23 protein-coding genes are annotated in these 22,199 nt (G+C 68.4%); 18 read left to right on the top strand and 5 right to left on the bottom strand.

The annotated features are described in order from the left end of the window. From argS to tatC, 9 genes are all read left to right on the top strand, one after another. Positions 1-1,755 carry an arginine--tRNA ligase gene (gene argS, locus ACSVDD_RS02550; RefSeq protein ID WP_448187718.1) on the top strand — a complete coding sequence of 585 codons (1,755 nt, stop codon included), beginning with the start codon at positions 1-3 and terminating at the stop codon, positions 1,753-1,755. Next, positions 1,755-2,744 carry an SPOR domain-containing protein gene (locus ACSVDD_RS02545; RefSeq protein WP_448187717.1) on the top strand — a complete coding sequence of 330 codons (990 nt, stop codon included), beginning with the start codon at positions 1,755-1,757 and terminating at the stop codon, positions 2,742-2,744. The genes argS and ACSVDD_RS02545 overlap by 1 nt, the downstream gene beginning before the upstream one ends. Then, complete coding sequence (nagZ, locus tag ACSVDD_RS02540; protein WP_448187716.1) at positions 2,716-3,771, top strand: beta-N-acetylhexosaminidase; 1,056 nt, start codon at positions 2,716-2,718, stop codon at positions 3,769-3,771. The genes ACSVDD_RS02545 and nagZ overlap by 29 nt, the downstream gene beginning before the upstream one ends. A gap of 13 nt (positions 3,772-3,784) precedes the next feature. Next, entirely contained in the window at positions 3,785-4,462 is a 678-nt protein-coding gene (locus ACSVDD_RS02535; protein ID WP_448187715.1) for a site-2 protease family protein, read from the top strand. Beyond that, the gene (locus ACSVDD_RS02530; RefSeq protein ID WP_448187714.1) at positions 4,459-5,244 is read left to right on the top strand and encodes a segregation and condensation protein A; all 786 of its coding nucleotides are present in this window, start codon (positions 4,459-4,461) and stop codon (positions 5,242-5,244) included. Before ACSVDD_RS02535 ends, ACSVDD_RS02530 begins: the two co-directional genes overlap by 4 nt. 4 nt (positions 5,245-5,248) lie before the next feature. Continuing rightward, complete coding sequence (gene scpB, locus ACSVDD_RS02525) at positions 5,249-5,887, top strand: SMC-Scp complex subunit ScpB (RefSeq protein ID WP_448187713.1); 639 nt, start codon at positions 5,249-5,251, stop codon at positions 5,885-5,887. Positions 5,888-6,039: 152 nt separating this feature from the next. Beyond that, the gene (locus ACSVDD_RS02520; RefSeq protein WP_448187712.1) at positions 6,040-6,297 is read left to right on the top strand and encodes a twin-arginine translocase TatA/TatE family subunit; all 258 of its coding nucleotides are present in this window, start codon (positions 6,040-6,042) and stop codon (positions 6,295-6,297) included. Between the two features lie 47 nt (positions 6,298-6,344). Further along, positions 6,345-6,836 (top strand): Sec-independent protein translocase protein TatB, encoded by a 492-nt coding sequence (tatB, locus tag ACSVDD_RS02515; RefSeq protein WP_448187711.1) that lies wholly within the window; start codon positions 6,345-6,347, stop codon positions 6,834-6,836. After that, the gene (gene tatC / locus ACSVDD_RS02510) at positions 6,833-7,654 is read left to right on the top strand and encodes a twin-arginine translocase subunit TatC (protein WP_448187710.1); all 822 of its coding nucleotides are present in this window, start codon (positions 6,833-6,835) and stop codon (positions 7,652-7,654) included. Before tatB ends, tatC begins: the two co-directional genes overlap by 4 nt. An 18-nt stretch (positions 7,655-7,672) precedes the next feature. On the opposite strand, the gene ACSVDD_RS02505 is transcribed toward tatC, so the two are convergent. Continuing rightward, positions 7,673-8,845: a GGDEF domain-containing protein gene (locus tag ACSVDD_RS02505; protein WP_448187709.1), complete on the bottom strand. Its 1,173-nt coding sequence runs from the start codon at positions 8,843-8,845 to the stop codon at positions 7,673-7,675. A 162-nt stretch (positions 8,846-9,007) separates the two neighbouring features. Between ACSVDD_RS02505 and serS the strand changes: the two genes are divergently transcribed. The 4 genes from serS to ACSVDD_RS02485 are packed head-to-tail and all read left to right on the top strand — an operon-like array spanning position 9,008 to position 12,969. Beyond that, complete coding sequence (gene serS, locus ACSVDD_RS02500; RefSeq protein WP_448187708.1) at positions 9,008-10,282, top strand: serine--tRNA ligase; 1,275 nt, start codon at positions 9,008-9,010, stop codon at positions 10,280-10,282. Continuing rightward, positions 10,275-11,060, top strand: coding sequence for a 5'/3'-nucleotidase SurE (gene surE, locus ACSVDD_RS02495; protein WP_448187707.1), 786 nt, complete (start codon positions 10,275-10,277; stop codon positions 11,058-11,060). The genes serS and surE overlap by 8 nt, the downstream gene beginning before the upstream one ends. Continuing rightward, positions 11,057-11,725 (top strand): protein-L-isoaspartate(D-aspartate) O-methyltransferase, encoded by a 669-nt coding sequence (locus ACSVDD_RS02490; protein WP_448187706.1) that lies wholly within the window; start codon positions 11,057-11,059, stop codon positions 11,723-11,725. Before surE ends, ACSVDD_RS02490 begins: the two co-directional genes overlap by 4 nt. Beyond that, positions 11,722-12,969, top strand: coding sequence for a peptidoglycan DD-metalloendopeptidase family protein (locus ACSVDD_RS02485; protein ID WP_448187705.1), 1,248 nt, complete (start codon positions 11,722-11,724; stop codon positions 12,967-12,969). The genes ACSVDD_RS02490 and ACSVDD_RS02485 overlap by 4 nt, the downstream gene beginning before the upstream one ends. On the opposite strand, the gene ACSVDD_RS02480 is transcribed toward ACSVDD_RS02485, so the two are convergent. Next, positions 12,926-13,789, bottom strand: coding sequence for an ATP-binding protein (locus ACSVDD_RS02480; RefSeq protein WP_448187704.1), 864 nt, complete (start codon positions 13,787-13,789; stop codon positions 12,926-12,928). The genes ACSVDD_RS02485 and ACSVDD_RS02480 overlap by 44 nt on opposite strands. 197 nt (positions 13,790-13,986) lie before the next feature. On the opposite strand from ACSVDD_RS02480, the gene yajC reads away from it, so the two are divergent. From yajC to ACSVDD_RS02460, 4 genes are read left to right on the top strand one after another with little or no spacing between them, the layout of a single operon-like run. Then, complete coding sequence (gene yajC, locus ACSVDD_RS02475) at positions 13,987-14,406, top strand: preprotein translocase subunit YajC (protein WP_448187703.1); 420 nt, start codon at positions 13,987-13,989, stop codon at positions 14,404-14,406. Between the two features lie 36 nt (positions 14,407-14,442). Continuing rightward, a complete protein-coding gene (gene secD, locus ACSVDD_RS02470) occupies positions 14,443-16,041 on the top strand; it encodes a protein translocase subunit SecD (protein ID WP_448187702.1) in 1,599 nt (532 codons plus the stop codon). An 11-nt stretch (positions 16,042-16,052) separates the two neighbouring features. Beyond that, complete coding sequence (secF, locus tag ACSVDD_RS02465) at positions 16,053-17,009, top strand: protein translocase subunit SecF (RefSeq protein ID WP_448187701.1); 957 nt, start codon at positions 16,053-16,055, stop codon at positions 17,007-17,009. A gap of 16 nt (positions 17,010-17,025) precedes the next feature. Next, positions 17,026-17,400, top strand: coding sequence for an Mth938-like domain-containing protein (locus ACSVDD_RS02460; RefSeq protein ID WP_448187700.1), 375 nt, complete (start codon positions 17,026-17,028; stop codon positions 17,398-17,400). Between the two features lie 63 nt (positions 17,401-17,463). Here ACSVDD_RS02460 and ACSVDD_RS02455 read toward each other — a convergent pair whose 3' ends face one another. After that, a complete protein-coding gene (locus ACSVDD_RS02455; RefSeq protein ID WP_448187699.1) occupies positions 17,464-18,069 on the bottom strand; it encodes a superoxide dismutase in 606 nt (201 codons plus the stop codon). 170 nt (positions 18,070-18,239) lie between these two features. Then, a complete protein-coding gene (locus ACSVDD_RS02450) occupies positions 18,240-19,109 on the bottom strand; it encodes a squalene/phytoene synthase family protein (protein WP_448187698.1) in 870 nt (289 codons plus the stop codon). Between the two features lie 127 nt (positions 19,110-19,236). Here ACSVDD_RS02450 and ACSVDD_RS02445 point away from each other — a divergent pair, with 127 nt between their 5' ends. After that, entirely contained in the window at positions 19,237-20,091 is an 855-nt protein-coding gene (locus tag ACSVDD_RS02445; protein ID WP_448187697.1) for a phytoene/squalene synthase family protein, read from the top strand. Positions 20,092-20,139: 48 nt separating this feature from the next. Here ACSVDD_RS02445 and ACSVDD_RS02440 read toward each other — a convergent pair whose 3' ends face one another. Continuing rightward, on the bottom strand, positions 20,140-22,152 hold the full coding sequence (locus tag ACSVDD_RS02440; RefSeq protein ID WP_448187696.1) for a methyl-accepting chemotaxis protein: 2,013 nt from the start codon (positions 22,150-22,152) through the stop codon (positions 20,140-20,142). Positions 22,153-22,199: the final 47 nt, after the last annotated feature.

Here is a 22,199-nt window from a genome sequence, read left to right as displayed (position 1 = left end):
ATGAATATTTTCAAGGCGTTCGAGAACGACATTCGCAAGATTCTGGAGGAGCTGGCGGCGGAAGGCGTCCTGCCGTCCGGGTTGGACACGTCGCGGCTGACCGTCGAACCGCCGCGTGAGGCGGCGCACGGCGACCTCTCCACCAACGCCGCCATGGTGCTGGCGAAGCCCGCCGGGCAACCGCCGCGCAAGCTGGCCGAGGCGCTGGTGGCGAAGCTGAAGACGCGCGCCGACGTGACCGGCGTCGAGATCGCCGGCCCCGGCTTCGTCAACCTGCGCCTGTCGCCGGACGTCTGGCGCGACCGGCTGAAGGACATCCTGGCGGCCGGCACCGGCTATGGCGACAGCGACATCGGCAAGGGTGAGCCGGTGAACGTCGAGTACGTCTCGGCCAACCCGACCGGCCCGCTGCACGCGGCGCACGGCCGCGGCGCGGTGTTCGGCGACGCGCTGGCGGCGCTGCTGGAGAAGGCCGGGCACAAGGTCACGCGCGAGTACTACATCAACGATGCCGGCGCCCAGGTCGAGGTGCTGGCACGGTCCACGTATCTCCGCTACCGCGAGGCGCTGGGCGAGGACATCGGCGAGATCCCGGCGGGGCTGTACCCCGGCGAATACCTCAAGGACGTCGGCCAGGAACTGGCGCAGCGGGATGGCAAGACCTGGCTGCAAGCCCCTGAAAACGAATGGCTTCCGGCCTGCCGCGACTTCGCCATCGCGCGCATCATGGAGTGGATCAGGGGGGACCTTGGCGTTCTCGACATCCGCATGGACGTCTACACGTCCGAGCGCGCGCTGGTGCAGGCCGGCGCGGTCGATACGGCGCTGAAGGCGCTGGACGAGCGCGGGCTGATCTACACCGGCGTGCTCGAGCCGCCCAAGGGCAAGAAGCTCGACGACTGGGAGCCGCGGCCGCAAACCCTGTTCAAATCCACGGACTTCGGTGACGACGTTGACCGTCCGCTGAAGAAGTCGGACGGTTCGTTCACCTATTTCTCGAACGACATCGCCTATCACCACGACAAGTACGTGCGCGGCTTCGCCAACCTGATCGACGTGTGGGGCGCCGACCACGGCGGCTATGTCAAGCGCATGCAGGCGGCCACCAGCGCGGTGACCGAGGGCAAGGCGGCGCTGGACGTCAAGCTGTGCCAGCTCGTTCACCTCATGCAGAACGGCCAGCCGGTCAAGATGTCGAAGCGCGCCGGCACCTTCGTGACCTTGCGCGACGTGGTCGAGAGCGTCGGCAAGAACGTCGTCCGCTTCATCATGCTGACCCGGCGCAACGACCAGACGCTGGAGTTCGACTACGCCAAGGTGACCGAGCAGTCGAAGGACAACCCGGTCTTCTACGTGCAGTACGCGCACGCCCGCTGCCGCTCGGTGCTGCGCCACGCGGCCGAGGCGCTGGCCGGAAAAGATCTCTCGCCGGCCGGGCTGGGGCAGGCCAATCTGGCGCGTCTGGACGACGAGGCGGAACTGGCGCTGGTCAAGCGGATGGCCACGTGGCCGCGGCTGGTCGAATCGGCCGCTGAGGCGCACGAGCCGCACCGCGTCGCCTTCTACCTCTACGACCTCGCGTCGGACTTCCACGCGCTGTGGAACAAGGGCCGTGACGACGCCAGCCTGCGCTTCCTCATCGCGGATGACGAGGAGGTGACTCTGGCGCGCCTCGCCATGGTGCAGGCGACGGCGACGGTGATCGCGTCCGGCCTCCAGGTCATGGGGGTCGAGCCGGTCGAGGAGATGCGGTGATGAAGCACGACGGCGAACTCAACTACGCGACCAATCCCTACGGCTACCCGCCGGCACCGCGCCGCCGGCGCGGGCTGCTGGCGCTCGGCGCCTCGGTGGTCGGCATCGCCGCGTTCGCCGGTGTCATCCTCTACGCGTATCGCGGCGACCGCGCCGGGCCGGACGGCGGCCCGCCGGTGCTGGAAGCCGACGCCACGCCCACCAAGCTGCGGCCCGAGCAGCCCGGCGGCATGGAAGTGCCGCACCAGGACAAGCTGGTCTTCGACCGTCTGAACCAGAGCGCCAAGGACGACCGTCCGAAGGTCGAGCACCTGCTGCCGCCGCCCGAACAGCCGCTGCCGCGCCCGGTGGTGACGCCGCAGGTGCCGGCCATGCCGACGCTGCCGCCGCCGCCTGCCGTGGCGCCGCTGCCGTCCGGGTCGACGACCACAGTGCCGCGCGGCATTCCGGATGACGTGATGCAACCGGTGGTGCCGCAGCCGCCCGTGCAGGTGCAGGCCGGGCTGCCGCCGGCATTGCCCGCGGGAGGCCAGTCGAGCCAGGTGGCGTCCCTGCCGTCCGTCCCGCCCAAGGCGGTTCCCAAGCCGCCGCAGCCCGTCACGGCTCCCGGCGCGCTGGCGCCATCCAAGGCCGCGCCCACGCCGCCGGCTGCCGCCGCTCCCGGCACCGCGCCGAAGGCGGCGCCCGCGGCACCGCAACCCGCCACGGCGCAGCCGCCGAAGGCGCCGGCTGCGGCGACGGGGGGCGGGTTCCGCATCCAGCTCGCCTCGGTGCACTCCGAGGCCGAGGCGGCGGCGGAGTGGAAGCGCCTTGCCGCGCGCCATCCCGACGCGCTCGGCGGGCTGAGCATGCAGGTCGCCAAGGCCGACCTGGGCGAGAAGGGCGTGTTCTATCGGGTTCAGGGCGGCAGCGTCGACGAGGCGCGCGCCAAGTCCATCTGCGCGCAGCTCAAGACGCAGAATGTGGGGTGTGTGGTTGTCCGTCCCTGATTTGCCTCGCCCGCGCGCCATCATCCTGGGCTGCGCCGGTACCACGCTGAGCGACGACGAGCGTGCTCTCTATACGCGCGCCGATCCCCTCGGCTTCATTCTGTTCCGCCGCAACTGCGAGACGCCGGAGCAGGTGAGGGCGCTTGTCGCCGCCATGCGGAAGGCGGTCGGACGGCCGGATGCGCCGGTGCTGATCGACCAGGAGGGCGGCCGGGTGGCCCGCCTGCGCCCGCCGCACTGGCCGAGCAACCCGCCCGCCCGGATCTTCGGCGAATTGGCCGAGCGCGACCGCGCGGCCGGCCGCGAGGCGGCCTGGATCAACGGCCGGCTGCTGGCGCACGCGCTGGCCGATGTCGGCATCACGGTGGATTGCGCGCCGGTCTGCGACGTGCCGGTCGAGGGGGCGCACGACGTCATCGGCGACCGCGCCTTCGCGCGCGACCCGGCCCTGGTGGCCGAGCTGGCGCGGGCGACCTGCGAGGGACTGTTGGCCGGCGGCGTGCTGCCGGTGGTCAAGCACCTTCCCGGCCACGGCCGCGCCTTTGCCGATAGCCACGCCGAGTTGCCCGTGGTGGATGCGCCGCGCGCGGATCTGGAGGCCACCGACTTCGCGCCGTTCCGCAATCTGGCGGACATGCCGCTCGGCATGGTGGCGCACGTGGTGCTGAAGACCGTGGACCCGTTCCGCCCGTCCAGCACCTCGCCGACCGTCATCGCGGACATCGTCCGCGGCCCGTCCATTGGCTTCGACGGGCTGCTGTTCAGCGACGATCTGTCCATGGGCGCGCTGTCCGGCAACGCCGGGGAACGCACCGCCGCGGTGCTGGCCGCGGGATGCGATGTCGCGCTGCACTGCAACGGCAACATGGCGGAGATGGTGCAGGTTGCCGCCGCCGCCCCCATATTGAGTTATGCCGCCGCCCAGCGCTGGGCGCGCGCGCAGGCTGTGCGCGGGGTGCCGGAAGCGGCGGACGCGGACGCGCTGCGTGCCCGCCTCGATGCGCTGCTGGCTGGTCCGGCGGCGTAACAGGAGGGGTTGGGTGGAGGACTGGATTCTCAAGATCACCGCGGTGGCGATTCCCGCCATCCTGGCGATCACGCTGCATGAGGCGGCGCACGGCTGGATGGCGCAGAGGCTGGGCGACGACACGGCGGCCCGCCTCGGCCGGGTGACGTTCAACCCGCTGCGCCACATCGACCCGTTCGGCACGGTGATCCTGCCAGCGATCATGTATTTCACCACCGGGTTCGTCTTCGGCTGGGCCAAGCCGGTGCCGGTGGACTTCGCCCGCCTGCATCACCCTAGGCGCGACATGGTGTGGGTGGCGCTCGCCGGGCCGGGCACGAACTTCCTGCTGGCGCTGGCGTCGGCGTGGGGGCTGGCGCGGTTCGGCGACGTCGGCGGCATGTTCGGGGCGTGGCTGAGCGCCGCGCTGACGGTGTCGGTGCTCGCCAACGTCATTCTGATGATCTTCAACATGATTCCGCTGCCGCCGCTGGACGGTGGGCGCGTCGCCGTCGGCGTGCTGCCCGACGCGCTGGCCTTCCCGCTGGCTCGGATGGAGCGCTACGGCATCCTGATCTTGGTGTTCGCGCTGTTTCTGCTGCCCTATGTCGGCCGCGAACTGGGCGTGAACCTCGATGTCTTCTCCTGGATCATGCAGCCGGCGATCGGCTGGGCCATCAACGTGCTCGAGTTCCTCACCGGCCCGCTATGAGTGATCCCGGCGGCTTCCAGGAAGATCCCGACCGCGCGCTGACTCCGGCCGAGCAGCTGATGCTGGCGCTGGACGGCTTCGAGGGGCCGATCGACATGCTGCTCACGCTGGCGCGCGAGCAGAAGGTGGACCTGACGAAGATCTCCATCCTCGCCCTGGCCGACCAGTACCTCGCCTTCGTCGCCGAGGCCCGCAAGGTGCGGCTGGAACTGGCGGCCGACTATCTGGTGATGGCGGCGTGGCTGGCCTACCTCAAATCGCGCCTGCTGATCCCCGAGCAGCCGGCGGACGAGCCGTCGGGCGAGGACATGGCGGCGGCGCTGGCTTTCCAGCTTCAGCGCCTGGAGGCGATGAAGGCGGCGGCGGCCACGCTGCTGGCGCGCCCGCGCCTGGGCGTGGACGTGTTCGCCCGCGGCGCGCCGGAGGATCTGGATATCCAGCGCAAGTCGGTGTTCCAGGTGACGCTGTACGACCTGTTGAAGGCCTATGGCGAGCACCGGCGGCGGCGGGACACGTCGGTCCTCCACATGGAGCCGATGCGGCTCTATTCCATCGAGGACGCGGTAAAGCGGCTGTCGGAGATGCTCGGGCGCATGCCCGACTGGACGATTCTGTCGAGCTTCCTGCCACGCGAGGCGCAGGGATCGTTGATGGGCCGCTCGGCGCTGGCCGCGCACTTCGCGGCGACGCTGGAACTGGCCAAGGCCGGGCAGGTGGAGCTGCGCCAAGACGGGGCTTTCGCCCCTCTCTGGGTGCGCCGCGCGCGGCCGGAGCAGGAGTGACGGCATGATCGAAATGGTCAAGGACCCCGAGCGGGTCGAAGCGAAGATCCAGAAGCTGCGGCTCTTGGAGGCGCTGCTGTTCGCCTCGGCCGACCCGCTGGACGAGGCGGCGTTGGGCGGCCGGCTGGGGCCGGACGTCGACGTGCGCGCTCTGCTGGACGATCTGCGCGTGCACTACGCGCCGCGCGGCGTCAATCTGGTGCGCACCGGCGGCGGCTGGGCGTTCCGCACCGCGCCGGACCTCGCTCCGCTGATGCGGCTGGAGGAGGAGGTCTCCAAGAAGCTGTCGCGCGCCGCCATCGAGACTTTGGCGATCATCGCCTACCACCAGCCGGTAACCCGCGGCGAGATCGAGCAGATCCGCAGCGTGGCGACCAGCAAGGGCACGCTGGACATCCTGATGGAGCACGGCTGGATTCGCCCCGGCCGCCGGCGCGAAACGCCGGGCCGGCCGCTGACCTGGATCACCACCGATCATTTCCTCGACCATTTCGGCCTGGAAAATCTGCGCGATCTGCCGGGACTCGAGGATCTGCGCTCCGCCGGCCTGCTCGACTCGCGCCCGGTTCTCTACGGCGTGTCGGGGGGCGTGTCGGACGGCGCGGAGCCGGCACCCGCGGAAGACGATGAATCGGGCGAGTGAAACCCGGAATCGCACGACGAACCCCTCGTTTCCTCCGCCGAAATGCCTAACTGACTCGGGTAGGCGGCCCGGTTCCCCCATCGTTGCGGGCCGGAAACGTTTCTGCCATAGTGCCGCCCCAACATGGGGCCAACGCTCGGGAACTGGAGACCATGGGATTTACCAGCATCTGGCACTGGATCATCGTTCTTCTGATCGTGCTGCTTCTCTTCGGCGCCGGTAAGCTGCCGAAGGTGATGGGCGACCTGGCCAAGGGCATCAAGAACTTCAAGGCCGGCCTGAAGGAAGGCGAAGAGGACGAGGTCGCACCCGCGCAGCCCGCTGCAACCGTGACGCCGCTGCCGACCCATGCCGCTGCCCCGGCCGCCGCCGAGCCCGGCATCAAGAAGGACGAGGCGGCCCGCACCTGAGCGGCGCCGTCGCCGCTCACGAAGCCGGCTGAGAGGTTCGAGGACGCATGTTCGACATCGGCTGGTCCGAACTGATGGTCATTGCGGTCGTGGCCCTCGTGGTCATCGGCCCGAAGGATCTGCCGCAGGCGATCTATGGCATCGGCAAGTGGGTTCGGAAGGCGCGTCTGGTGGCGCGCGATTTCCAGGGCCACATCGATGAGATGATGCGCGAGGCCGAGCTGGACGACCTGCGCAAGCAGGCGCTGAAGGCCCGCGACCTCAACATCAAGCAGATGGTGGAGGACCAGTTCGACCCGAAAGGCGAGCTGAAGAAAGCCTTCGACGTGCCCCCCGAGATGACCGGCGCCACCGGTCACCCCGGCAGCCCGGCCGAGGATGCGCCGCCGCCCGCACCCGAGCCGACCGCGGCCTTGCCGCCGGTGCCGGCTGAGGCTGCGCCGGCCGAAGCGCCCAAGGCCGCCGCCGACTCCGTGGTCGCCACCGCAGATCCGGGCGCCGCTCCGGCGCCGCAACCCGCCACCGACAAGACGACATGACCGACGCGTCCACGGAACCCGAGCACGACGAGATCGAAGAGAGCAAGATGCCGCTGATCGACCATCTGGTCGAGCTGCGCAACCGGCTGATGTATTCGATCGCGGCGCTGCTGGCGGCGTTCCTGCTCTGCTATCTCGTGTCGGACAGGATCTACAATTTCCTGCTGCAGCCTCTCTCCGACATTCTGGCCGGGCAGGGGCGGCGGATGATCTACACCGGCCTAACCGAGGCGTTCTTCACCAACGTGAAGGTGGCGTTCTGGGCCGGCTGCTTCCTCTCGTTCCCGATCATCGCCAGCCAGATCTGGATGTTCGTGGCGCCCGGCCTGTACAAGCACGAGCGCAAGGCGTTCCTACCGTTCCTGGCCGCCACGCCGGTGTTGTTCTTCCTCGGCGGGGCGATGGTCTACTACTTCGTGTTCCCGCTGGCCTGGAAGTTCTTCCTGGGCTTCGAGTTCCACCCGACCCAGCCCGGCGAGCTTCCCATCGAGTTCGAGGGGCGTGTCGGCGAATACCTGCATCTGGTGATGACGCTGATCTTCGCGTTCGGTATCGCCTTCCAGATGCCGGTCATCCTGACATTGCTGGTCCGCGCCGGGCTGATGACCACCGAAACGCTGGTCGCCAAGCGGCGCTACGCCATCGTCTTCGTGTTCATCATCGCCGCCGTGCTGACGCCGCCCGACGTGGTGAGTCAGGTCAGTCTGGCGATCCCCATGCTGGTCCTGTACGAGGTCTCCATCTGGATCGGCCGATCCATCGAGAAGAAGCGCGCCGAAAGCGAGGCCGCCGACGAGGCCGGCACCGCCGCCGACTGACCGGGGTGCTGTCGGGGCTCAGGTCCCGACGGGCTCGGGCTGATGGACGATGGCGCGGTTGCGTCCCAAGGACTTGGCGCGGTAAAGCGCCGCGTCGGCCTCGGCGACGAGGGTGTCGAAGCTGGCAGCTCCCGGTAAGCTTTCCGCCACACCGATGCTGACGGTGGTGGAGATGAGATTGCCGTCGTGCGGCACCACCAGTCCGGCGAGCATCGCGCAGATGCGCTCGCCCACGACCAGCGCGGCATCCTGGCGGGTTTCCGGCAGCAGGATGCAGAATTCTTCTCCACCGTAGCGGCCGAACAGATCGACTTGGCGCAGGCTGCCGGCGATGGTCGCGGTGACGGCCTTCAGCACCGCGTCGCCGGCCTGATGGCCGTAGGTATCGTTGACCTGCTTGAAATAGTCGACGTCCATCACGAGCAGCGAGTGCGGCACGCCGCTGCGTCGCGAGCGCGCCATTTCCCGTTCGGCGAGGTCGAGAAAGGCGCGCCGGTTGAGGATACCGGTCAGCATGTCGTAGGTGGCCGTGCGGCGCAGGTCCGCCTGCAAGCGCTCCGTCGTCATGATGACGAGACCGATGCCGATGGCGACGAACACCAGCAGGTTTTCCATGAAGGCCAGGGTCTGAACCACGCTTGGCGCCAGGAGATCGGGCAGCTGCGCGTCGGCCAGCGACAGCCCGGCGCGCAGCACATTGAAACCGGCGTGGCCGAGCAGGATGAAGCCGACCACGCTGACCGGCGTGCTCGGGAACCCGCGCGCGTTGCGCAACAGATCGGTGGCGCACAGAGTGCCCATCACCGCCGCGTAGCAGGAGACCAGGGCGATGCGCGCGCTGACGCTCGGCACCACGGCGCTGAAGTACAGAGCGCCGAGGAGGTAGGCGGCCACCAGCGCGGCCAAGGGCCGTAGCGGTATCGGCTGGCCGGTGAAAAAGCGCACGGTGCGCCACAAATAGACGTGGAACGCCGCCAATGCCGCGTTGGTCGCTACGAGCGTCCACACCGGTGGATCCGGTCCGCGCAGGGCGACCAGCAGAAATCCGAGCGCGGCGATGAGATCGGCGGTCGCGCAATAGCGCAAGGCCATGGCGCTGCGGTTGATCCGCCATGTCAGGAAATGCGCGGCGCCAAACATCGCGGCGAGCAGGATGGCCACGACGACCAGCGTGCGGGAATCGAGGATCATTCTGGCGGCGTGTTCCCGATACGGAAGGTTGGCCCCCAAGCTGTATCACACACGCCGGATTGGAAAAAACCGCACAGCCGTCATAGACGGCCCCGCTCTGGATTTGTCGGGGGAGGCGGACTATAACCGGCGTCCCACCTTCAATCACCGAAACCGCCCGCCATGCACGACCTCCGCGCCATCCGCGACAATCCCGAAGCCTTCGACCGCGGGCTGGCCCGCCGGGGGCTGGAGCCCATGTCCGGCACGGTGCTCGACCTCGACCAGCGCCGCCGTGCCGCGCAGACGCGCATGCAGGAGATGCAGGCGCGCCGCAACGAGGCCGCCAAGGAAATCGGGCTGGCCAAGCGGGAAGGCCGCGACGTTCAGCCGATCCTCGACGAGATGGCGCTGCTCAAGGAGCGTCTGCCGCAGGCCGAGGAGGAGGAGGCCCGCATCGGCGCCGAGTTGGACGACCTGCTCGCCCGCCTGCCGAACCTGCCGGCCGACGACGTGCCGGACGGCAAGGACGAGCACGACAACATCGAGATCCGCCGTTGGGGCGAGCCCAAGCCCATCGCCAACGCCAAGCAGCATTTCGAGTTGGGCGAGGCGCTGAAGCTCATGGACTTCGACGCCGCCGCCCGCATGTCGGGCTCGCGCTTCACGGTGCTGAAGGGCGGTCTGGCGCGGCTGGAGCGGGCGTTGGCGCAGCTCATGCTGGATGTGCACACCGGCGAGCACGGCTACACCGAGGTGGCGCCGCCGCTGATGGTGCGCGACACCGCACTGTTCGGCACCGGCCAGTTGCCGAAGTTCGAGGAAGACCTCTTCCGCACCAACACGGACCACTTCCTGATCCCGACCTCGGAAGTGCCGCTGACCAATCTCGCCGCCGACCAGATCCTCGATCAGGACAGCCTGCCGCACCGCTACACGGCGCTGACGCCATGCTTCCGCGCCGAGGCCGGGGCGGCGGGCAAGGACACCCGCGGCATGATCCGCCAGCACCAGTTCTGGAAGGTGGAGATGGTCTCCATCACCACCCCGGAGCAGTCGGAGGCCGAGCACGAGCGTATGACCCGGTGCGCCGAGACGGTGTTGCAGACGCTGGGCCTGCCGTACCGCACCATCGTGCTGTGCACCGGCGACATGGGCTTTTCGGCCCGCAAGACCTATGACGTCGAGGTCTGGCTGCCGGGGCAGAACGCGTATCGCGAGATTTCCAGTTGCTCCAACTGCGGCGACTTCCAGGCGCGCCGCATGAAGGCGCGCAGCAAGGCCAAGAGCGACAAGCAGACGCAGTTCGTGCACACGCTGAACGGCTCGGGCGTGGCGGTGGGGCGCTGCCTCATCGCGGTGCTGGAGAATTACCAGCAGCCGGACGGGTCGATCCTGGTTCCCGAAGCGCTCCGGCCCTACATGCGTGGGCTGGAGAGGATTGAGGCGCATGTTTAAGCTACCGCTCGATCTGTCGAAGGCGCGCATTCTTCTCAGCAACGACGACGGCATCCACGCCCAGGGTCTCCAGGTGCTGGAGAAGATCGCCCGGTCGCTGACCGACGACGTCTGGGTGGTGGCGCCGGAGGCGGAGCAGTCCGCCGCCAGCCACTCGTTGACCATCCACCGCCCGCTGCGCCTGAAGAAGGTCGGCGAGAAGCGCTACACGGTGGACGGCACGCCGACCGACTGCGTGCTGTTGGCGATCAACCACGTGATGAAGGGCGACGACAAGCCGACCCTGGTGCTGTCCGGCATCAACCAGGGCTCCAACATCGGCGAGGACGTCACCTATTCCGGCACCATCGCCGCCGCCATGGAGGCGACGCTGCTGGGCGTGCCGGCCATCGCGCTCAGCGCGCACTTCGTCAACGGCGAGCCGATCAAGTGGCAGACCGCGGAGCGCTGGGGGGCCGAGGTGATCCGCAAGGCGGTCACCGTGGCGTGGCCGAAGAACGTGCTGCTCAACGTCAACTTCCCGGCGGTCGAGCCAGGCGAGGTGACCGGCATCCAGGTGGTGCGCCACGGCAAACGCAAGATCGGCGACGAGCTGATGGAGCGCGTCGATCCCCGCGGCCGGCCGTACATCTGGATCGGCGCGTTGCGCGGGGAGGCGGACATCGCGACGGACACGGACATCCACACGGTGTTCAATGGCGGGATCTCGGTAACCCCGCTGTTCCTCGACCTGACCCACACCCCGACGCTGGCGACGCTGAAACAGGCGTTTACGTGAGCATCGACGCGCGCAAGATCCGCTTGATCATGGCGCTGCGCCGGTCGGGGGTAACCGACACCAATGTGCTCGCCGCCATCGAGCGGGTCCCGCGCGAGATGTTCGTTCCTCCCTCGTTCCTGGATCAGGCGTGGGAAGACACCGCCCTTCCCATCGACCTCGGCCAGACGATCAGCCAGCCGCTGATCGTCGCGCTGATGACCCAGGCGCTGGAACTGAGCGACCGCCACCGGGTGCTGGAGATCGGCACCGGGTCCGGCTATCAGGCGGCGGTGCTCTCGAAGCTGTGCCGCCGGCTGTACAGCATCGAGCGGCTGCGGCCGCTGCTGCACGAGGCGGAGAGGCGCTTCCACCAGCTTCGCCTGCACAACATCACCACCCGGCACGGCGACGGCACCCGCGGCTGGCCCGAGGCTGCGCCATTTCACCGCATCATGGTCACAGCCGCTGGTGGTCCTGATGCGCCAAAAGACTTGACGGATCAGCTCGCGGTTGGTGGTGTCATGATCATTCCGCTGGCGGCGGGGAACTACGGCGAGCAACGCGTGGTCCGCATCCGGCGCACCGACAACAGTTTCGTCCGGGAGGATCTGTGGCCCGTCCGCTTCGTGCCCCTGCTGTCCGACCAGCCCGCGGATACCGACCTGCGGGCTCGTCAGGCATGAGCGTGCGTACCCTGCTCGCCCTGGCCGTGATGCTGCCGCTCGCCGCCGCCTGCCAGCGCACCGGGCCGCCGCCGCCAGTCACCAGCGTCGGCAACGCGCCGGAATCGGCCGGTGGCGCCGTCATCGTCGCGCGCGGCGACAGCCTGTACACGCTGTCGCGCCGCTACAACGTGCCGCTGCGCGACCTCATCGAGGTGAACCGGCTGACGCCGCCCTACAATCTGGAGCCCGGCCAGCGCGTGGTGCTGCCCAGCGCACGGCAGTACATCGTGCAGAAGGGCGATACGCTGACCAGCATCTCGCGCATGTTCAATGTCGAGATGACCGAGTTGTCGCGCCTCAACGCCCTGAACGCGCCCTACGCCGTGCACTCCGGCCAGCCCCTGCGCCTGCCGGCCGGCGGCAACCGGATCACCGAGACCGCCGACTCCGGCGGTGCACCCACGGTCGCTGCTGCGCCCGCGGCCAAGGTCAGCCGCGGCGGCGTTCAGGTGACCGAACTGGCACCGCCCGGCGGGGCCTCCGCCCCGCCGACACCGATCGCCACTCCGGCCGGCAAGCCTATGGGCGTGCCGCTGCCGGCCCCCAGCGTGGCACCGGTGGCCGTCGCCGCTGCCGGCGCTGTTCCCGGTGCTCCGGGCTTCCAGCCCGGTGAAGGGCCGAAGTCGCTGCGCCCACCGTCCGCCAAACCGGTACCGTCCGAACCGGCTGCCGCCCCGCAGCCCGTCGCCGAACCAACTCCCGTCGCCGCCCCGCAGGAGGTCGCCGTCGCGGCGCCGCCGAAGGCCGAGGTCGGCACGCCGCCGCCGCGCGGTGCGGCGCGCTTCATGTGGCCGATCAAGGGCAAGCTGATCTCCGGATTCGGGCCGAAGTCGGACGGGCTGAACAACGACGGCATCAACATCGGCGCCGCCAAGGGGACGCCGGTGCTCGCTGCCGACAACGGCGTCGTCGCCTACGCCGGCAACGAGCTGCGCGGCTTCGGCAACCTGCTGCTGGTCAAGCACGACGGCGGCTGGATCACCGCCTACGCCCACCTCGACAAAATGGAGGTCGAGCGCGGCGCCAAGGTGAAGCGCGGCGAGCGCATCGGCACGGTCGGCCAGACCGGCTCGGTGAACGCGCCGCAGCTCCATTTTGAGCTGCGCAAGGGGAGCCACGTGGTGGACCCCCGCGACCAGATGGAGGCGAACCCCCAGTTCAGCGAAGGGGCTTCCCCAGCCGGCCGGCAAGGTCCTGGATGAACTGCCACGCCACGCGGCCCGAGCGGCTGCCGCGCGTGACCGACCATTCCACCGCCTCGGCGTGCAGTTGCTCGGCGGGAACGTCCAGGCCGAAGCGCTTGGCGTAGCCGTCCACCATGGCGAAGTAGGTCGGCTGGTCGCAATTGTGGAAGCCCAGCCACAGGCCGAAGCGGTCGGACAGCGAAACCTTTTCCTCGACTGCCTCCGCCGGGTTGATGGCGGTGGAGCGCTCGTTCTCGATCATGTCGCGCGGCATCAGGTGGCGGCGGTTGGACGTGGCGTAGAACATCACGTTGTCCGGCCGCCCCTCGACGCCGCCCTCCAGCACCGCCTTCAGCGACTTGTAGTGGTTGTCGTCGTGGTCGAAGGACAGATCGTCGCAGAACAGGATGAAGCGCCGCTCCCGGCCCTTCAGCAGGTGCAGCAGGCGGGGCAGGGTGGGGATGTCCTCGCGGTGGATCTCCACCAGCGCCAGCGTGCCGGGCTTCTCGGCGTTGACCTGGGCGTGCACCGCCTTGACCAGCGAGCTTTTGCCCATGCCGCGCGAACCCCAGAGCAGCGCGTTGTTGGCCGGCAGCCCGGCGGCGAACTGCCGGGTGTTCTCTAGCAGGATGTCGCGCGCCCGCTGAATGCCCTGGAGCAAGCCGATCTCGACGCGGTTCACCGCCGGTACCGGGTCGAGCCGGTCGGGGTCGGCGTGCCAGACGAAGGCGTCGGCGGCGGCCAAATCCATCGGCCGGGCCGGCGGCGGGGCGAGGCGGTCGAGGGCGTCGGCGATGCGGGTCAGCAAAGGCAGGATCTGGGATTCGGGCGTGGACACGGCGAAGTCCGTTCGGAAAGTGATGGAAAGCCGCCCCGGCGGGGCCATCTTTGGGCGGTAGGCCACCGTACCGGCTGTGCCGGCGGCGGACAAGCGACGCGCGCTGCCCAATCCCATTGCATCGCGGGCGGGGGCGGCTATAGTCGCGCCCGTATCATGCCGCGCGCCAACGATTCAAAAAACAAGGAGCCTCCAGGATGTTCGTATCGACGGCCTTCGCCCAGACCGCTGGGGCCCCCGCTGCCGGCGGCGACATGCTTGTCCAGTTCGCGCCGCTGATCCTGATCTTCGTCGTCTTCTACTTCCTGCTGATCCGTCCGCAGCAGAAGAAGATGAAGGAGCATAAGGCCATGCTCGATTCCGTCCGGCGCGGCGACCGCGTCGTCACCGGCGGCGGCATCATCGGCACGGTGACCAAGATCGGCCCCGACGACGAGGTTCAGGTCGAGATCGCCGAGGGCGTCAAGGTGCGCTGCATGCGCTCCACCATCAACCTCGTCCTCGCCCGCACCGAGCCGACCAAGGGCTCCGCTCCCGCCGCCGAAGGCGAGACGGCCGCGCCCGCCGAAAAGGCGGAAGAGGCCAAGGGCCTCGGCAAACTGTTCGGCCGCAAGTAACTCCGCGGTCAGGTCCCCAAGAGGGTTCGGCACAGCATGCTCTACTTCTCGCGTTGGAAGATCTACACGATCCTGGCGGTCTGCCTGCTGGGTGTCGTCCTTGCGTTGCCGAACGTCCTCGGCCGGGACATGCTGGCGGCCCTGCCCCATTGGTACGCGCAGACCCGCGTGCACCTCGGCCTCGACTTGCGCGGCGGCTCGCACCTGCTGCTCGAGGTCGACATGGGCGCGGTCATCCGTGACCGCCTGGAGGCCCTGGTGGACGGGGCGCGCACCCAGTTGCGCACCGCCAACATCGGCTACACCGGCCTGTCGGCCGGCGACCGTCAGGTGACCGTGCAACTGCGCGACGCTGCCCAGGCCGACGAGGCGGTGAAGCAGCTCAAGCAGCTCGCCATCAGCGTCGGCGCCGGAGCGATGGGCGGCGGCGTGCCCGACGTCACCGTGTCGGCCAACGGCCCCACGGTCACGCTGGCGCTGAGCGACGAGGCGGTGCGTCAGCGCGCCCAGCAGGCGGTCGAGCAGTCCATCGAGATCGTCCGCCGCCGCATCGACGAAACCGGCGTCAGCGAACCGATCATCGCCCGCCAGGGCCTGGACCGCATCCTGGTCCAGCTTCCGGGTATCGACGACCCGGACCGCATCAAGCGCCTGCTCGGCACCACCGCGAAGATGACCTTCCGGCTGGTGGACCCGAACGCCGACCCCTCGACCGGCCGCGCCCCTCCGGGCTCGGAGATCCTGCAAAGCACCGAGGGCGGCCGTGGCCCAGCCAGCTACGTCATCCGCCGCAAGGTCGAGGTGGACGGCGCCAACCTGACCAACGCCACCGCCGGCACCAACAACCAGACCGGCGACTGGGTGGTGAACTTCGAGTTCGACTCCCTGGGCGCCCGCCGCTTCGCCGAGGTGACCAAGCAGAACGTCAACCGGCCGTTCGCCATCGTGCTCGACAACAAGGTGATCAGCGCGCCGGTCATCCGCGAGCCGATCACCGGCGGCCGTGGCCAGATCAGCGGCAACTTCAACGCCCAGAGCGCCAACGACCTCGCCGTGCTGCTGCGCGCCGGTGCGTTGCCGGCGCCCTTGAAGGTGATCGAGGAGCGCACGGTCGGCCCCGACCTTGGTGCCGATTCGATCCACGCCGGCCTGATGTCGGTGATCGTCGGCTTCAGCATGGTGTGCGTCTACATGCTGGCCGCCTACGGGCTGTTCGGCGCCATGGCGTGCTTCGGCCTGCTGGTCAATCTGGTGCTGACCGTGGCCGCGCTGTCGGTGATGCAGGCGACGCTGACTCTGCCGGGCATCGCCGGCATCCTGCTGATGCTGGGTCTGGCGGTCGACGCCAACATCCTGATCAACGAGCGCATCCGCGAGGAGGCCAAGAAGGGCCGCACGCCGTTCGCGGCGATGGAGGCCGGCTTCTCGCGCGCCTACGCCACGATCATCGACGCCAACCTGACCACGGCCATCAAGATGGCGCTGCTGTTCGTGTTCGGCGTCGGCACGGTGAAGGGCTTCGCGGTCACCATCACCTTCGGCATCCTGATTTCCATGTTCACCGCCACCGTGCTGGTCCGCCTGCTGATGGTGAGCTGGCTGCGCCGGGTCAAGCCGGCCGCGCTGCCGGTGTAAGGGGTAATTCCATGTTCCATCTGCGTCTGGTTCCCGACAACACCAAGATCGCCTTCATGAAGGGGCGGTACGCCGGCATCATCCTGTCCATCGTGCTGTCGGTCGCCTCCATCGTCCTGTACTTCTACCCCGGCCTGAACTACGGCATCGACTTCGCCGGTGGCATCGTTATCGAGGCGCGCACCACGCAAGCCGCCGACTTCGGCAAGATGCGCCACACGCTCAGTGGCCTCGGCATGGGCTCGGTTGCGTTGCAGGAGTTTGGCTCGCAGCAGGACGTGCTGATCCGCCTGGAGCGCCAGCCCGGCGACGACGCCGCCCAGCAGAAGGCCGCCGACAAGGTGCGCGCGACGCTGGCCCAGGAGTTTCCGGGCACCCAGGTGCGCCGGGTCGAGGCGGTTGGCGCCTCGGTGTCGGGCGAGCTGTTCCGCAACGGCATGCTCGCCCTGGGCCTCGCCATGGGGGCGATGCTCGTCTACATCTGGTTCCGTTTCGAATGGCAGTTCGGGTTGGGCGCCGTGGTCACGCTGCTGCTCGACGTGACGAAGACCATCGGCTTCTATGTGCTGTTCGACATCCAGTTCAACCTGACGGCCATCGCCGCCATCCTCACCATCATGGGCTACTCCATCAACGACAAGGTGGTGGTGTACGACCGGATGCGCGAGAATTTGCGCATCTACAAGAAGATGCCGCTGCGCCAGCTGATCGACCTGTCGATCAACGAGACGCTGAACCGTACGCTCGGCACCTCGCTGGCAACGCTCCTGTCCATCGTGCCGCTGGCGATCTTCGGCGGCGAGGCGTTGCAGGACTTCGGCATCGTGCTGATCTTCGGCATTTTCCTGGCGACCTCCTCGTCGATCTTCATCGCCGCGCCCATCTTGCTGTTCCTGGGCGAGAACCGCCTGCGCCGTGGTGCCCCCGAGGCCGCAGCTCCGGCGCCCCAGGCGCAGCAAACGCCGTAATCAGGGTGTATTCGGTATGGACGTAACGCCGCTCATCCCGGCGGACCGGCAGGTCATCGACGGCTACGGCGAAGGCCAGTTCTGCGTGCGCGGCACATGGCTGCCGGGTCCGCTGATCATCTTCCCGGAGCGCACGCTGGCTTGGGACGTGCCGGACTTCGCCGGCCTGACGGTCGAGAGCTTCCGGGCCATCCTCGACGCCGCACCGCGGGTGGAGATTCTGCTGCTCGGCTGCGGGATCAAGAATCAGCTCGTCCCGCGGGCTCTGCGCGAGGGATTGCGGGCGCAGGGCATCGTGCTCGACAGCATGGACACCGGGGCGGCGTGCCGGACGTACAATGTGCTTCTGGCCGAGGGTCGGCGGGTGGCTGCGGCGTTGATGCCAGCGTAACAAACAAGAAAGGGGCTCCTTGCGGAGCCCCTTTTGGTATCCGTACGTGTGTACGTGTACGCGTCAGGCCGGGGCCTTGGACAGGCGCTCGGCGACGAATTCCCAGTTCACCAGGCTCTCAAGGAACGCCTTGACGAAGTCGGCGCGGCGGTTCTGGTAATCGACGTAGTAGGCGTGCTCCCATACGTCGACGGTCAGCAGCGGGAACAGGCCCTTGGCGACCGGGGTGTCGGCGTTGCCGGTCTTGGAGACCTTCAGCTTGCCACCCTCCAGGTACAGCCACGCCCAGCCCGAGCCGAACTGCGTGATGGCGGCCTGCGAGAACTCTTCCTTGAACTTGTCCACCGAACCGAAATCGGCGGCGATGCGCTTCTCCAGCTCGCCGGGGATGTTGCCGCCACCGTTCTTCTTCATGCTCTGCCAGTAGAAGGTGTGGTTCCACACCTGCCCGGCGTTGTTGAAGATGCCGACCTTGCCGGCGTCACCGGCGCTCTGCTGGATCAGCTCTTCCAAGCTGGCGTTGGCGAGCGGCGAATCCTTGGTCAGGTTGTTCAGGTTGGTGACGTAGGTTTGGTGGTGCTTGTCATGGTGCAGATGCAGCGTCTGCGACGACATGAACGGCTCCAGAGCGTCGTACGCGTACGGGAGCGGCGGAAGTTCGAACGCCATAGGATCGTGACCCTCTTCTTGATTGCGTGCGTGCGGGCGGAATGCCCGGTGCCGAGTGGCACTGCGCCTCCTGCGCTGACATATGTCCGCTGCACCGCAAAGTGAAGGCCGGAAAACGAACGAAATGCGCAAAAGAGGTAATTCGCGTGGATCGAGCGGCCTTCAGACTGTCACTGTGTGATCCCTCGCGCGATGCCTCGGGCCAGAGCGAGCATCTTCTGGTGTGCCCCGAGCTCCACGCGCTTCTTCATTGGATCGCGCACGCGGAGTCGGTGCGCAAGCGATTCCGCAACGCTGAGGATGACGGCCGCCTCCATGCGCAGGCCGCGGTGCTTGATCAGGCCGGGCAGCGCGGAAGCCCGCTCGACCAGCCGGTCGGTGTGGTCGAGCAACCGGTCGAAGATGCCCCGCAGCTTGTCGTCGGCCCCGGTCTCGACCAGCCGCTCGACACTGACCCCGGCCTCTTCGAACCATGCCAGCGGCACATAGCAGCGGCCGAGCTGCACCCAGTCGTCACGCACGTCCTGCAAATGGTTGAGCACCTGCAAGGCCGAGCACAGCGCGTCCGCCGCCGGGCCGGCCTCCGGCCCCTCGCCGTGCAACTCCAACAGGTAGCGGCCGACCGGGTTGGCGGAGAATCGGCAATACAGCAGCAGGTCGCTCCAGGTGTGGCAGCGCGCCCCCACGGAGTCGCGGCGGAAGGCGCGCAACACCTGCCGGGCGTGGCGGTCGGACACTCCGGTTGCCTGGAGGCTGGCGCGCAGGTCGAGCGCCGGCTTGAGGTAGGCGTGCTTGGCTTGGCCCGACGTCAACGCGCGTTCCAGCGCGTCGAGGTAGGCGAGCTTGCTCTCGGCTTCCAGCTCCGAATCGTCGGCGATGTCGTCGGCCAGACGCACGAACTTGTAGAACGACAGCACGTGTGGCCTGAGATGGCGAGGCAGCAGCCGCGAGGCGACCGGAAAGTTTTCATTGCGCGCGTCCTTGCGCGCAAAAGGACCGGGCTTCGAGGTGGTGGTCGGGACGACGTTGAAATCGGCCATGACGATAGCCTGCTCCTGCTGCCAATCGGGGCTGGCGCGGTGACCCCTCCACCCTAATATAATCGCCGCCCGGACCTTGACCCGTCCCCAGAACGCATCCACCCCTAATTTTCCGGACAGGCACCCGATGGCGAACGAAACGACCGACCTGTCCTATTGCGGACAGGAGGTTCGGCGATACGACAACGACCGCTTCCTGATCAGCCTATTCGCTCCGGCGGACCGGCGCGAGTCACTCTTCGCGCTCAGCGCCTTCAATCTGGAGATCGCCAAGACGCGCGAAGTGGTCAGCGAACCGATGCTCGGCCAGATGCGCCTGCAATGGTGGCGCGACGGCATCGACGCCGCCTACGCGGGCGACCCGGTACCGGTGCACGCCGTGGTGCAGCCGGTGGCCGCGGCCATCGCCGCGCACGGCCTGACGCGCGACCACTTCGACCGGCTGATCGACGCTCGCGAGGCCGACCTGGACGACGAACCGCCGGCCAGTATGGCGTGTCTGGTCAACTACGCCGAGGTGACCTCGGCGCCGCTGGTGCTGCTCGGCCTGGAGACGCTCGGCGTGCGCGATGCCGCGGCGGCCGAGGCCGGGCGGCACGCCGCCATCGCCTACGCGCTGGTGGGGCTGCTGCGCGCGGTCCCGCACCTTGCCCGGCGGAACCGCGTGCTGCTGCCGGCCGACCGTCTGGCGGTGCATGGCCTGGGGTCGCGCGCGGTGATCGAGGGCAAGGCGGGGGAGGCGCTGCGGCCGGTGGTGCGTGAAGTGGCGGAGGTGGCGCGCGAGCACTTGGGGCGGGCGCGGGCGTTGCGGCGTGAGGTGCCGCGCGCGGCGGTACCGGCGCTGCTGGGGGCGACGCTGGCCGACATTTACCTCGGCGCGCTGGCCGGAGCGGATCACGAGGTGATGGCGGCACGGGTGCAGATGCCGCATCCCATGCGGCAGCTCAAGCTGGCCTGGGCGGCGATGCGGGGGCGGTATTAGGGGCAGCCTATTCCCTCCCCCGCCGGAGGCAGGGGAGGGGTAGCTTCCCTACGCCGACCTCACCTGCCGAATAAACCGTTCCACCTCGCCCGACAGGCGTTCGGACTGTTGGGACAGCGCGCGAGCCGCGTGCAGGACCTCCCCGGCGGCGCTGCCGGTGCCGTCGGCGGCCTGCTGGACGCTGCCGATGGTCGAGGAAATCTCCTGCGTGCCCACCGCCGCCTGCTGAACGTTGCGGGCGATCTCGCGTGTCGCCGCGTCCTGTTGCTCCACCGCGGCGGCGATGGTGGTGGCGATCTGGTTGATCTCGGCGATGGTCTGGACGATCTCGACGATGGCGTCCACCGCACTGCTGGTCGCCCCCTGCATGGCCGAAATCTGCTGGCCAATGTCCTCGGTGGCCTTGGCGGTCTGGGTGGCGAGGTTCTTCACCTCCGACGCCACGACCGCAAAGCCCTTGCCGGCCTCGCCGGCCCGCGCCGCCTCGATGGTGGCGTTCAAGGCCAGCAGATTGGTTTGCGACGCGATGTCGTTGATCAGGTTCACCACTTCGCCGATGTTGCGGGCCTGATCGGCCAGCGTGCGCACGGTGTCGCTGGTGGCTTGGGCACGGCCTTGGGCGCGCTGGGCGATCTCGGCCGATTGGCCGACCTGCCGGGTGATCTCGCCAATGGAGCTCGTCATCTCCTCGGCCGAGGCGGCGACCGTCTGCACGTTGGCGGCGGTCTGGTGGGCCGAGTTGGCGACCACGGCGGCCTGGGCGCGGCTCTGCTCGGCGGTGGAGGACAGGCTCTGGGCATTCGTTTCAAGCTGCGTCGCCGAGGTGGAGACACCCTCCACCACCGTGCGCACGCTGGCCTCGAAGCTGTCGGCGAGTTGGGTCAGCGCGCGGCGCTTCTCCACCTCGGCCCGCTGCTCCTGCTCCTTCTGCTCGCCGCGCATACGTTCCATGGCCTGGGCGTTTTCCTTGAACACCTGCACCGCCTGCGCCATCTCGCCGATCTCGTCGCGCCGGCCGAGACCCGGCACTTCCGTGCCCAGTTCGCCGCGGGCGAGGCGGTCCATGGCGCTGGTCATGGCGTGGACCGGCCGGGTGATGCCGCGGCCGATACCCCAGGCGGCGAACAGACCGAGCACCACGGCCAGCACCGTCAGGACGATGGAGCGCTGTTCGGTGGACTGAGCCTCGTCGGCAGCCTCGCGCTCCACGACGCCCTGGTCGGCCTTGACCGCGGTGCGGATGGTGGTGGCCTTTTCGGCGATCTGGTTGGCGATTCGGTCGAGCGTCTCCGTCCGCAGACGGTTGCGCTCGCTGACGACCTCGACCAACGTCTCCATGGACGATTCGAAGCGGGGAATGCTGGCCAGGACGCCGGCCAGCAATTCGCTGTGGTGGACTTCCTTGACCTGCTTTTCCAGCTCGCCGATGGCGGTGGACAGCTCCCGCAGTTGCCCCAGCGTGTACACCGCGTCCGACGACGCGTTGGTGTCCAGGTACTTCATCGAGTAGACCTGCGCGGTCACCAGCTTTTCGAGCGCAGCTCCGGCCAAGTACGCCACCTGATAGTCGCCGTCCATGCTGGCGGACTCCATCAGCTCGCTGAGCTTGGTGCGGATGTTGCCGCCGCTGCGCGCCAGCGCCCCGTCGACCACCTCGTTGCGCTTGATCATCAGCTCGCCCATGCGGGCGAGGGTGGTGCGGTAGGCTTCGGTCTGTTTGGCGATCTCCTCGATCAGCGGCGAGCGCGTCGGGTGCTGCACCTCCCGGCGCGCTTCGGCAACGGCACGGCTGAACTGCTCGAAGGCCCGCTCGGCCTCCTGGAACGCCTCCGGCGTGCGGGCCATCAGGAAGGTGCCGGTGCGCAGCTGCACGGTGACCGCGCTCAGTTCCAGCTCGTCCACCGCAGCGGCGTCGTGCGACATGTCGGCGAAGCTGTCGAATTTGCCGCGCACCGCGTCCAGCCCGATGACCGCGATCACGTTGAGCACGATCACCAGGACCTGAACGATGCCGAACCCGGCGAAGATGCGCCCGCCAATGCGCAGATTGCTGAAGCTCATACCCTGCCTCTTTCGTTTTGGCCCGCCATGGGTGGCATTACCATAAC

Source organism: Azospirillum terrae (assembly GCF_053470425.1).
Note: the sequence above shows the minus strand (reverse complement) of the source record. Positions and strands in the feature narration are given on the sequence as shown.